Below are 11,565 nucleotides of genomic sequence, written 5' to 3'. Positions count from 1 at the left end.
CCTCCACGCGGGCGGCCAGCTCGCGCGGGGAGAAGGGCTTGACCACGTAGTCGTCGGCGCCCAGGGAGAGGCCCACGATCCTGTCCTCCTCCTCACCTCTGGCCGTCAGCATGATAAGCGGCACCCGTCCTTCCACGCCGAGGCGCCGGCACACCTCCAGCCCTCCGACCTTGGGAGCATCAGGTCGAGCACGACGAGGTCGGGCCGGGTTCTGCGGTACAGCTCCAAGGCCTCCTCGCCGTCGGCGGCCTGGACGACGGTGTGGCCGTCGCGCCTGAGGTAGCGCACCACGACCTCGCGTATGTTGGGCTCGTCGTCTACCACCAGAATCTTCGGCACCGCAACTCCCGTCCTCCCGCGTCCCCCGGATTATTGTAGCGTGCGTGACGTTCGAGCATTATCCCTTTCCTACGCCCCCCTCGACGCGGTAGACGTAACCGTGGTCGAACGTGAGATCCTTCCTCTCCAGCATCTCCACGGTCCGGAGGACGATCCGGGGGAGGGTCTCGGCCGACAGCGCGAGGAGGCGGTCGAGCTCCTCCCTCGGCTCCTGCCGCACCCCGGCGACCCCGGTCGCGTAGTTCACCGGGAGGCCGACGAGGGCGTAGGGAATCTCGAGCTCCCCGGCGAGCACCGCCTCGGGACCCGAGGTCTGGCTCACGGCCGTCACCCCTGCGGCTCGGAGCATGCGTATCTCCGGCGCGGTCTCGAACCTTGGGCCGTTGGTGTGGCCGTAGACGCCGCCGACGGTCGGCTCCAGGCCTAGAGACCTCGCGGCGAGCTCGACCGCGGCTCTGAGGCGCAGGGCGAAGGGCTCGCGCGTTACGAGGTGGCCCCGCTCCCCGTCGCCCGGGTCGGTGAACACCGTGCAGGGCTCGCCGCCCGGGAGACGGTTCTCGGGGAAGAACAGGTCGTCGAAGACGACGGGGCTCCCGAGGCGAAGCCCCGGGTCCACCGCCCCGACGGCGGTGGTCGCGACCACCGCCCTCGCACCGAGCTCTTTCAAGGCCAGAAGGTGCGCCCGGTGAGGGACTGTGTGCGGCAGGTGACGGTGCCCCTCGCCGTGACGCGAGACGGCGCCGACCTTCCACGGCCCGACCACCCTCAGGAAGAGCTCCACCTCCCCGAAGCGGGTCCATACCCGGCGAAGCTCCGCGGCTCCGGGCAGGTCGTAGATCCCGGACCCCATAATCATGCCGACGTCTACCATCGAGCCCCTCCCTGGACCGGCGCTGGTGGTCCGTTGCTCCTCGACATGGAATATCGTACGGCGGCCGTTCTGGGGCCGGCCTTCTTGCGGCGCCGGACCACGGCGGCGACGGCGAGAGCGACGAGGATCGCGCCCACCACCGACGAGACGGCGATGCCTAGCTGCAGCGTGGCCGATTCGTAACGGAGCTCTACGGAATGCTCACCCGCGGGCACCGGCACGGCGCGCAGCAGGTGGTCCGCCCTGTAGAGCCGCGCGGGACGGCCGTCGACGTAAGCCTTCCACGCCGGGTAGTACGTCTCGCTCAGCACGAGTAAGCCCGGCGCGCCGGTCGTCGTTTCCAGTTCGATCCGGTCCGCCCCGTGCTCCGTCACCCGGGCCCGGTCGGACGAGGCGTCCACGGGCCGGGCCAACCCCGGGGGCGTCTCCTCCAGGAGCGCGGTCTCTCCGGGGTCGACCGCGCCGGAGGCCAACAAGCCCAACGCTTCGTCCGGTTCGGCCCGTCTGGCCGAGTGGACGATCCAGGCCCGCGGCAGCGCCCCGCGGTTCTCCAGCACCTCAAGCCCGTCGCCCTCGTAGACCGTGGGATGCGCGTCTTTGAGGTTCTGCACGCCTTCGCCTCCGTCGGGGGGCGTTCCGGCGGGTACGATCACGTACCGCACGTTGAGGAGGTCGAGCAGCGGCGAGTCGAGGCCGCCCTCGAACACGTCCGCGTAGTGGTAATCCTGCCCTTTCGCGTTGAGCGCCCTCATGTACTCGTCGTACCGGGCGAGGCGGACCGCGTTGTAGCCCCCCGTGCTCTGCAGCCCCGACGTCATCGCCCGGTTGTTTACCCCCAGTGCCTGTGTTTCGGGGTCCGCGAACCGCACGGGGGAAGACAGGGAACGCCTCGGACGGGTTCGGGGGCCGTACCCGAGATAGCGCGACGGCTCTGCGGCCCTGGATCCGAGAAACCGGGCAGCGTCCGTGGGCCGGTAGTACTGCGCCAGGTCGATCTGCCGAACCCTATCCTCCAGCCTAGATCCACCCTGGGCCTCCCCGTGCTCGACGAGCGTGGCCTTTCCGGCCGCGAACAGATCCGAAAAGACCACGAACGCCAGAGCCCCGGCCGCGAGCCCACGCCAGAGTGCGCGCCGGCCGGGAAGCAGCGCATAAGCCGCCGCGAGCACGTTGGCGACCGTAAGAGCGAGGAGAAGCGCGGCGGAAGGAGGAACCCGGGTCGCCAGCAACAAGAGCGTAGCCAGGGCCGGTAAGGAGAGTAGAGGACCGACTTTTTTGCCCGGTTCCCCGAGGCGGGAGAGCGTGGCCCCGGCCAGCAGGGCAGCCCCGAGGAAGAAGACGACCATCGCGCGCTCCGGGAAGTGCGGGTGTAGCTGCCCGAAGCGGGGCAACAAGCTCAGCGCCGAGTGCAGCGGCGTGGGCTCCGCCCCGGAGAGGACTAGCGCGGCCAGGCAGAGGCCGGCGAAGTAGGGCGTCGCGGAGCGTCCGCGGGCGATGAACGGGGCGACGAGGGCGAGGGCCAGGACGGTTACGCCGGCGTAGAACAGACCGGGCTCCAGCAGGAGGCGCCAGTCCTCCACGGTCCAGCCGCCGGCCCCCTTGGCGTCGGGGTATCCACCGGCCAGGTTCGAGAGCGCGTTGTACTCCAGCCTGGGGAGCAGGCCCAGGGCGGCGAGCCCGAACCCGAACACGAGGATGCCCCCCGCGTGCAGAACGGTCCCCGAGAGACGAGCGTAAACACCGCGACCGGGCGGTGAGACGACGGTGCGGTAGGCCACGTAGCCCATCAGGGCCAGCAGCGCGTAGTAGGAGCCCTGTCCGAGCCAGGCGGCGAGGATCTGGCTCAAGGCCAGCCCCGATACCCCCCACCACAAAGCTCTGTTCAGCCGGCTACCGCTCGAAACCGCCCCTTCCGCCCCGAGGAAGGCGAACGGGAGCCAGGCCATGACGCTGGCGTAAGCGAAGCAGCACGTGTTCTCGACGTACAGGAAACCCGAGAACTCGTACGAGACGGCCGAGAGAAGCGCGCCCGCCGTGCCCATCTCCAAGACCCGCGCGAGGGCATAGGTGGCGCAACCGGCGAGGAGCAGGTGGAAGAGTGCGTAGGCCTTGGCGGCGGCGAGGGGAGGCAGGGCGGTGAAGAGCAGCATGGCGGGCAGGTAGGACCAGCCGGAGAGGGGGTCGGCCGCGAAGGGCGTCCCCGAGAACTGGTGCGGGTTCCAGCCCGGCACGTCGCCGGAGCGCAGGCTCTCGCCGAGAAAGGCGTACCAGGGGTAGAACTGCGTGGCGGCGTCCGCGCCAACGAAAGTCTCGCCCGGCTGAAGGGTGTCCCACGCGGCGACGGCCGTGAGGACGAGCAGGGAGAAGACCGCGGCTGCGTCCGCAAGGGGGGGAGCGGGGAGCAGCCGGAAGCGGACGAACTTCGTCATCGGCGCCACGTGTCCCGCTTCAGCCCCCGCCCTTCTCGCAGACGGCGTACCGGTAGCGACCGCTCTGCCAGCGGCGTACGTCTTTCCAGGGCTGGGACGCTATCAGTGCGTCGAACTCGCCGCCGGTCATCACGGAGACCCTGGCCGGCTCCTGGTAGGCGCGGGGCTTGTCGCCGAGGAAGGTCAGGGCTCCCGCGAGCATCCACATCGCGTGGAGCGGCACCGAGGCCCGCAAGGCGGAGCACGGTTCGGCCACGAAGCAGCGCCCACCGGGCTCCAGCACGCGGTGCATCTCCTCAAGCGCGGTCTCCCGGTCGGCAAGTATCGTGAAGAGCCGCGAGGCGACCAGGGCGCCGGCCGAGGCATCCGGGCGGTCCAGATCGTATACGTCTCCCCTCTCGAAGGAGCAATTACCCAGCCCGTCTGCCGTCGCGAGCGCCCGGGCGCGCTCGAGCTGCTTCCCCGAGAGGTCGATGCCGGTGACCCTGAGCTGCGGTAGGTCGCCGGCGAGGCGCCGGGCGTAGAACCCCGGCCCGCAGCCCAGTTCCAGCAGAACGCTGCCTTCACCCGGGGCTCCCGAGGGCCACAGGGCCCGCGTTATCCGGGGGGTGTCGTCCTGGAAGAGGTGGTCCCGGCAGAAGGCGTAGAGCCAGGGGAAGCGTTCGAAGAGGCTCTCCTTCTCCCCGACGGGATGGGTTCCGGGCGGCAAGCCCCCTATGCCCGGGAGGCGAGCGTCCATCATCGGACGGCCCTCGGGGCCGCTGCGGCCCGATGGACGATGCGCTTCTCCCGCAGGACCTCTTCGGCGGCGGCGAAGTAGTCGCGCACGTCTCCCTGGGTCGCGATCCAGTCCAGGTACCGCTCTATCCCCGTTTCGAGGTCCACCCGCGGCGTATGGCCTGCGGCCCGGATGCGCGAGACGTCCGACGTGAGGTGACGCATCTCCCCGGGGCGGTACTCGCCCCTCGCCACGGGCTCGATGGCAACCCCCAGGGCGGCCGCGACGGTCTGTGCCACGCGGCGAATGGTCGTCGCCCTGCCGCTCCCGACGTTCACGGCCGAGCCGTCCAGGGCGTCGGTGGCCGCGGCGAGGAGGTTGGCGCGGGCGACGTCTTCGACGTAGCAGAAGTCGCGGGTCTGTTCCCCGTCCTCGTACAGCACGGGCGGGCGGCCGTTCAGCAGGCGGGTGGCAAAGATCGCGATGACGCCCGTGTACGGGTTGAAGATCGACTGTCGCGGCCCGTAGGTGCAGGAGTAGCGCAGGGCCACGGTCGGGATGCCGGTGGCGCGTCCCCAGGTGAGGGCCAGCTTCTCCCCTTCCGCCTTGGTTATGGCGTAGACCGTCTCGCCGCCCGTGGGCGCCTCCTCGGGGGTCGTGGTCGGCTGCGCGGGCTCGCCGCAGCGGAGCTTCGGGCAGCGGACGGCGTAATCCCCGCGCGCGAGATCCTCGACGGGTCGACTCTCGGGGAAGACGAGACCGTGCTGGGCGCAGAGGCCAGCGCCCTCGCGGTAGACGGCCTGGGAGGAAGCGACGACGAGCTTCCTGATCGGCAGGTTCTCGTCGCGGATGGTCTCGAGGAGCCGGGCGGTGCCCAAGGAGTTGACCTCGACGTATTTCGAGATCCCGGGCATGTAGCCGCCGTAGGCCGCCTCGTGGAAGACGAGGTCTACGTCTTCGAGAGCCGGGCGCAGGGCCCTTGGGTCCCGGACGTCGGCGTGAAGGAACTCGGCCTCCTTCGGCACCCAGGCGGGCTTACCGTTGCGGTGGGTTTGGGGTTCGAGGTTGTCGAGGATGCGGACCCTGTAACCCTCCTTCAGAAGCCCGTCCGCGAGGTGGGAGCCGATCAGCCCGGCCCCGCCGGTCACGAGGGCTCGTTCGCCGTTTCTCCGGCCGGTGGTCACCCTAGGCCTCCACGCGCGCGGTGACCTTGTGCAGGCCGGTCGCGCCCATCCCCGAGCCGACCCGGCGAACCTCCGAGGTCTGTAGCTCGCCCTCGCCGTCGGTCGCGCGCACCACGAGGCGGTACTCACCGGGTCCCTCCGGCCGCCAGTCGTGGCTCCAGACGGACCAGGCCAGCTTCGAGCCCTGGTGGTCGATCCTGGCCTCCCGCCAGCTCCGCCCGTCGTCGGTCGAGACCTCGACCTTGGAGACGCCGCGGTCGCCGCCGTAGGCGATGCCGAGGAGCCCGACGGTCTGGCCCGCCCGCAGCGGCCGGGCGAAGTCGGGGGCGTCGAAGCGCGAGCGGGTCGGCTGTACGAAGTTCGGGCCCCACCCTTGCGTCTCGTAGAAGCCCTTCGCGTCGTGGTCCACGAGCTCGATGCGCGTGACCCACTTGACGTTCTTCTCGCCGAAGAGGCCCGGCACAAGGATGCGCGCCGGGTAGCCGTGGCGGTCGGGGAGCGGCTCGCCGTTCATCTCGTAGGCGACGAGCGTCGTGGGATCAAGGGCCTTCTCGAACGAGAACGTATCCGTGTAGCCGTCGACGGCGTGGAGGACGACCTCCACGACGCCCTCCCGGGGCGACGACGCCTCGATCAGGTCCCGCAGCGGCACGCCCTTCCACATCGCGTTGCTCATCAGCTCGCCGCCCACCGGGTTGCTGATGCAAGAGAGAGTCGTCTCCTGCTCCACGCTCGGCATCGACGCTATCTGCTCGAAGGTGTACGTTTTGGGGTCGTCTACGAGCCCGGTAACGCCCAAGCGCCAGGCGGACCTCTCGACGAGCGGGTCGACGACGTTCTTGGTGACGACGTAGAACTGGTCGTTCGGCGTGATCGCCTGCAGGCCGGGCCCTCCGTACGTCAGGCCGTCGTAGGAGAAGGTCGCCCGGTCGAAGAGGCGCCGGAACAACTCACCGGAGACCAGCGCGAAGCCCAGCCCGGCGACCCCCGCAAGGAACGCCCGTCGCCCGATGAGCCTCCCGCCGGCCGGCGCTGAGGCCCCCTCGTCGCTCGACTCGCTTCTCGTGATGGCGCGGTAGACGAGCACGAGCGTCAGCCCGAAGACGACGAACGAGAAGAGCAGCGCGAGGACGGTCATGACCGAGGCGGGCCCCGGCGGGGAGCCGCGGAAGTTGGTGTCGAGTACCGGCCGGAGCAGCGCCAGGGTGCCGAGCCAGGCCAGCCCGACGACGAGCGCTACGAAAAGGATGCCGCGGCGGGTGATGCCGGGGGCCCTCCTGCGTGCGGGGTCTCGCTCGACGACGAGGGCGTACAGCGCGCCGCCTGTGCAGCCTACGATTATCTGCCCGGCGATGACGGAGCCGACGCCGAGCCCCTTCATCTGGTCGTAGCCGCCGAGGATGCCCTGGAGCCTGAGGAACAGGTCGACCGGGAGGAGGGGGGCGAAGCGGTCCCCGAACATCTCGAAGGTCGACGCGAAGCCCAAAGAGTAGCGCAAGAGCGCCATCACCAGGGTCATCAGAAGCGCGGCGACGAGGCCGGTCAACAGCCCCGCGAAGATCGTTCTGAACAGACGCTCGCGGATCATCTCATACCTCCTGTAGGGCGTGGTTCTCTTCGGGGATGGCTCGAGCCGGAGGCCCCGACGCCTCGGAGAAGGCGGCGCGGGTCGCGGGCAGGTCGTCGCACGCGAGGGCAAGCGGCCGAAGCCGTTCGAGGTCCTCGGCCTCGTCGACGTCGAAGGTGGGCGCGACGCGGCCGACGGAGAGGCCCAAGCTCTCCGCCCTAGCCACAACGTCCCCGAGGACGGTCGCGGTGCTCATGGGGACGCCGAGGACGTCGTGACGCGCAGCAGAGGGGCACATCCCGACCAGGTAGTAGCCCCCGTCGTGGACCGGCCCCAGGACGAGGTCGTGCCTCCTCAACTCGCGGAAGGCCCCTTCCACGACCGCGACGGGGAGGTGGGGCGAGTCGGAGGCCATGAGAACCACGCGCTCCTCCCCGCGGGCCTCCGCGCCGCGAAAGAGCCGCCCCTGCCGCTCGGCCCAGTCGCCCTCTCCCTGGTCCAGGACGCGGTCGGGTTGCTCCGCCTCCGCGCCGACGAGCGGCGCGACGTCCGCCCAAGCGTCGGACGGCGTCACGTACCAGACGAGGGGGAACGGGGCATCGGCGAAACGCGCGGCGAGGTCGGACAGGAACGCCGCGTAGAACGCCACGGCCCGCTCGTGGCCTATCTCCCGGCCGAGGCGCGTCTTGGCGAACCCGGCCCGGGGCGCCTTGGCGGCGATGTACAGAGCGTCCCTCATCGGATCTCGCCCCGCTCACCGGGTACTCTTGGCAGCCAGCGGGAGTAGCGTAGCGTCGCGGAGATGATGCACCAGCCGGCGCGGAGGCTGCCCGAGAGGGTGCCGCCGACCTTGGAGACGCCGACGCGGCGATGGTACGTCACGGGGACCTCGCGGTAGCGGTAGCCCGCCCGGATGGCTTTCGCCATCATCTCCACCGACCAGCCGTAGGTCATCTCCCCCATCCCCAGCGCGAGCAGGTCCTCCCGCCGGATCGCGCGCAGGGGCCCGAGGTCCGTGACCTCCGTCCCGTAGAGGAGGCGTATCAGAAAGGTCGCGAGGCGGTTCCCGAGGACCTGCTGGGGGGTCATCGAGCCGGGCTCTCGCAAGCCGGGCAGCGCCACGCGGGAGCCGACGACCAGGTCCGCCCGGTCCCCCAGCAGAGGCTCGAGGAGGCGGGGCAGGTCGCTCGTCTCGTCGGCGGCGTCGCCGTCGAGCAGGACGATCACGTCGGCGTCCCCGGCGGCGAGCACCCCGGCCCGGCAGGCGTAACCGTAGCCGCGCCTCTCCTCGCGCACGACCGTCGCTCCGGCCCGGCGAGCCCGCTCCCCCGTCCCGTCGGTCGAGCCGTTATCCACCACGACGATGCGGCAGAAGGCGACGGCCCGCCCGTCGCGCAGCTTCCCGACGACCCCGGCTATGGAAGGGGCCTCGTTCAACGCCGGGATAACGGCGGCGACGCGGACGAGGGAGCGGGCTCGCGACGCGTCGTTTTCGCCGGTACGGTCGATGCGTCTCGCCGCCGCGAACGTTCCCGTCGTGCGCACGTCTTCCGCATGTGTTCTCGTGTTCTCCATGTGTCACCAATCTACGGGGCGGTTCTTACGCAGCCCTTGCATACTTCTTACGGAATGCTTAAGAGTACGGCTGGTCGAAGATTCGAAGGCTACGGAGTCGGGCTGGCGTACGCTGGGGCAGCCGAGCCGACGCGGCGCCGACCCTTCGACCGCTGGCCCATGCGGTCCTTCGATAAACGGTGGGGCCTCGGCTCGGGCGGCGGGGGCAGCCTCTCCTCTTCGGGGGCACCCTGCCCGGCCGTCCCCTCGCGAGCACCCCGTTCGGGCGCGCTCTGCCCGGCGCCGCAGCCCAGGAGCGCGAGAGCCAGGGCTATGACGGGGGGCGCGTGGCCGGAGGAAGAGCGACCTCTTGCTTGCGTACTTCTCCCGGGTCCTCTCGCACAGTCGTTGGCATCGAGGTCTTTAGGGCTCGCTTCGTCCGGGCTGCGGGCGGGAGCGGTCCGTTGGCACGCCTCCTACTCGGTCGGGACCCTCCACGTGACGACCGGGGTCTCGGTCGTCAACGGGTCCTCGAAGGTCACGCGCTCCGGCCTCTCGCCTTCCGGCGTTTGGAAGACGACGAAGCCACGTTGGCATTCGCCGAGGCCGGGCTCCGCGCTCATCAGTGCCGGTTCTTTGACCGTCATGTCCTCCATGCGGGCATCGGGCCGCAGGCGGGTGCCGTCCGGCATGTCGAGGGCGAAGCCCGACGGGCCTACGACCATCCTGTAGTTCTCGGTGGCCCGGCTGGCGCAGCCCTCGGCCTCGACGGCCGAGAATTCGTAACCGGGTTCGGGCCGGGAGGAGCCCGCCGGAGTCACCGGCGACTCGTAGGAGTGTACGGTCAGCATGTTCCCGGCCTTTGTGGTCGTCGCCGTCTCGCCGACGGCCAGCGCTATGGTGCCCTTCCTGGTGCCCGCCGGACCCTCGCTCCCCGGGACCTTCTCCGTCGCCTTCTCCGCCGTGGTCTCGGCGGAGCCGCCGATCCCGGGGCCGCACGCCCCCAGCATCGGCACCAGTACCAGCGCTAATAGAACGAGCCCTCGCTTCATGCACAGCCCCCTATCGTCGTTTCTCGGAGAAGGGCCGGCCCGCGGGTACGCGACCGGCTTTGCGCCAGGCCCCTCATCGGGGTCCGATCATGCGCACCACCGTCATCAACGCCAACTTTCTCAGCCTTTCGCCGCTCTTTCGTTTGGTAGCCGATCGGGGAATGCGTTCGACCCGTTCCGGGTTCCGCGCCCACCCTCCGGCAACCGTTCCTCGCTCTCTCAGTACGGCCTCCGAGTCCTGCATCGCTGACGCTCCTTCGTGTTCGGTCCATCCGTTCGAATCCGCGCGGGAGCTCTCAGGCGTCCCTTGCCTATTCCTTACGAGAAGCTGAACAGGTCGGGCGACCCACAAGCTCCGCCGCCGACCGCGCGAGCTTCTCCGCCATCGCTTACTCCTCTTCCCTGCGGTACGTCGCTTGCGTTGTGGCCCAACCGGGGCAGGTTTCCCGTGCCCCGATCAGCCCGCCCCCAGCGGGGGTCCGACAGCCGTGCTGCCTGCCTCCGCCGGGTCTTCGAACGCGCATCCGGTACGGCGCGTCTACGTCGTTCGGGACGTCGCTCTTACTTGGCGGCGATGCCGAGGGCGCCGCCGGAAGGCAACCCGGACGGCACCTCCTGGATGCGGGTCAGGCCCCCGTCGTTCTCGACCCGGAACGCCGTGATCGTGTTGCGGTTGGAGTTGCGGACGTAGAGGTACTTGCTGTCCCCGCTGAGGGTAGAATCCGCCGTGCCGGCTCCGGTGGTCTCCTCCTGGCTGTCGAGGAGGACGAGGCTACCGTCGGGCTCGACCCGGTAGCTGGAGATCGCGCCGTCGTCCCCGAAGCTAGCCGCGTAGGCGTAGCGGTTGTCGTCGGTGATCACGACCCAGCAGGTGTCGGACTGCCCGTTGCGCACCGTCGGGCTCAAGGGCGTGAGCGTGCCGTCGCGCTCGACGTCGTAGGACGCCGCACCCCCCTGACCGGGCGCCGCCCCGAAGTTCTCGGTGGTGACGAGTTGGTCGCGCTGGGTGAACGCGAAACCGAACGGCCCGTTGCCGATGGACTGCTGAGGTGTCGGCCCGCTCAGGGTGCCGTCTTTGTTGACGGTGAACGTGTCGATGACGTCGGCCTGCTGCTGGGTCACGACGACGACGTCGCCGGACTTGTTGAAAGATACCTGGTTGCAGCCGTACGTCGGTGCGCCGCTCAACGGGCGCGTCGAGCCGGGGATCGGCGTGAGCTCGCCCCCTTCGTCGAGCCTGAAGCCCGTGATGCTCGGCGTCCCTTCCGTGCCCGAGCACATGAACCCTCCGGAGTTCATGACGTAGACGACGCCCCTGCTAACCGTCAAGCTGGTCGGGCGTTGGCCGTTCGACGGCTCCACGTCGACAAGCTCCAGCCCGTCGGGCTCGACGCGGAACACGGAGATCGAGTCGCTCCCCGCGTTGGTGGCGAACAGGAACCGGGGCGCCCCTTGCAGGTTGTTCGGCGACGACTCCCCTCCTCGGTTGGCGAGGATGAGGCCGTTGGCGGAGTCCTCGATCGTGCCGCTGCCGGTGCCGCCGGTCTCGAACGTGCTCGCGGGCTCGAGGCGACCGTCGGCGCCGCGGTTGAAGGCCACCACCTCGTTGCCGTCCGCGTCGTTGGACATCCCGAACACGGCGCCCGGCGTGAAGCCGGCCGCCTGTTGCGCCGCGGTCCCTTCTTGCGCCGCGGCGGGCCTGACGCCCCCCACAACGAAAGCAGACAGCACCAGCGCCAGCAACAGGGTCCCGGCCAGAGCCAGGCTCCTCTCGTGGACGGAGCGCACTTCCATACGGTACATCTACACCTCTTAACTAGAACGAAATTACCCGTGCCGACCGGCTCTTCC

Annotated in this window: 9 protein-coding genes and 1 pseudogene; all 10 read right to left on the bottom strand. The window is 69.9% G+C overall.

All coding sequences use genetic code 11. The annotated features are described in order from the left end of the window. Positions 1-64: 64 nt before the first annotated feature. Positions 65-288, bottom strand: a pseudogene (locus tag GBA65_RS23870) (response regulator); the annotation flags it as partial. Positions 289-397: 109 nt separating this feature from the next. Next, a complete protein-coding gene (locus tag GBA65_RS02025) occupies positions 398-1,210 on the bottom strand; it encodes an MTAP family purine nucleoside phosphorylase (RefSeq protein WP_166395153.1) in 813 nt (270 codons plus the stop codon). After that, the gene (locus GBA65_RS02020) at positions 1,204-3,639 is read right to left on the bottom strand and encodes a YfhO family protein (RefSeq protein WP_166395152.1); all 2,436 of its coding nucleotides are present in this window, start codon (positions 3,637-3,639) and stop codon (positions 1,204-1,206) included. The genes GBA65_RS02025 and GBA65_RS02020 overlap by 7 nt, the downstream gene beginning before the upstream one ends. A 19-nt stretch (positions 3,640-3,658) precedes the next feature. After that, a complete protein-coding gene (locus tag GBA65_RS02015) occupies positions 3,659-4,381 on the bottom strand; it encodes a class I SAM-dependent methyltransferase (protein WP_207956073.1) in 723 nt (240 codons plus the stop codon). Beyond that, positions 4,378-5,541, bottom strand: a complete 1,164-nt coding sequence (locus GBA65_RS02010; RefSeq protein ID WP_166395151.1) for an NAD-dependent epimerase/dehydratase family protein — start codon at positions 5,539-5,541, stop codon at positions 4,378-4,380. Before GBA65_RS02010 ends, GBA65_RS02015 begins: the two co-directional genes overlap by 4 nt. A gap of 1 nt (position 5,542) precedes the next feature. Further along, on the bottom strand, positions 5,543-7,129 hold the full coding sequence (locus GBA65_RS02005) for a molybdopterin-dependent oxidoreductase (protein WP_166395150.1): 1,587 nt from the start codon (positions 7,127-7,129) through the stop codon (positions 5,543-5,545). A 1-nt stretch (position 7,130) separates the two neighbouring features. Next, a complete protein-coding gene (locus GBA65_RS02000; protein ID WP_166395149.1) occupies positions 7,131-7,847 on the bottom strand; it encodes a TIGR04282 family arsenosugar biosynthesis glycosyltransferase in 717 nt (238 codons plus the stop codon). Next, a complete protein-coding gene (locus GBA65_RS01995; protein ID WP_207956072.1) occupies positions 7,844-8,653 on the bottom strand; it encodes a glycosyltransferase family 2 protein in 810 nt (269 codons plus the stop codon). Before GBA65_RS01995 ends, GBA65_RS02000 begins: the two co-directional genes overlap by 4 nt. Before the next feature lie 485 nt (positions 8,654-9,138). Next, complete coding sequence (locus GBA65_RS01990; protein WP_166395147.1) at positions 9,139-9,714, bottom strand: DUF4352 domain-containing protein; 576 nt, start codon at positions 9,712-9,714, stop codon at positions 9,139-9,141. Between the two features lie 561 nt (positions 9,715-10,275). Continuing rightward, positions 10,276-11,517, bottom strand: coding sequence for a lactonase family protein (locus tag GBA65_RS01985; RefSeq protein ID WP_166395146.1), 1,242 nt, complete (start codon positions 11,515-11,517; stop codon positions 10,276-10,278). Positions 11,518-11,565 lie beyond the last annotated feature (48 nt).

The organism is Rubrobacter marinus, assembly GCF_011492965.1.
Classification (GTDB): Bacteria; Actinomycetota; Rubrobacteria; order Rubrobacterales; family Rubrobacteraceae; genus Rubrobacter_F; species Rubrobacter_F marinus.
The sequence above is the reverse complement of the archived record's forward strand: the minus strand, read 5'-3'. Positions and strand labels throughout refer to the sequence as shown.

What these genes read in the sequence shown, in the direction of transcription:
- GBA65_RS02025 (WP_166395153.1), bottom strand. Translation starts at nt 1,210, where the DNA reads ATGGTAGACGTCGGCATGATTATGGGGTCCGGGATCTACGACCTGCCC.
- GBA65_RS02020 (WP_166395152.1), bottom strand. Translation starts at nt 3,639, where the DNA reads ATGACGAAGTTCGTCCGCTTCCGGCTGCTCCCCGCTCCCCCCCTTGCG.
- GBA65_RS02000 (WP_166395149.1), bottom strand. Translation starts at nt 7,847, where the DNA reads ATGAGGGACGCTCTGTACATCGCCGCCAAGGCGCCCCGGGCCGGGTTC.
- GBA65_RS02015 (WP_207956073.1), bottom strand. Translation starts at nt 4,381, where the DNA reads ATGATGGACGCTCGCCTCCCGGGCATAGGGGGCTTGCCGCCCGGAACC.
- GBA65_RS01985 (WP_166395146.1), bottom strand. Translation starts at nt 11,517, where the DNA reads ATGTACCGTATGGAAGTGCGCTCCGTCCACGAGAGGAGCCTGGCTCTG.
- GBA65_RS01990 (WP_166395147.1), bottom strand. Translation starts at nt 9,714, where the DNA reads ATGAAGCGAGGGCTCGTTCTATTAGCGCTGGTACTGGTGCCGATGCTG.
- GBA65_RS02005 (WP_166395150.1), bottom strand. Translation starts at nt 7,129, where the DNA reads ATGATCCGCGAGCGTCTGTTCAGAACGATCTTCGCGGGGCTGTTGACC.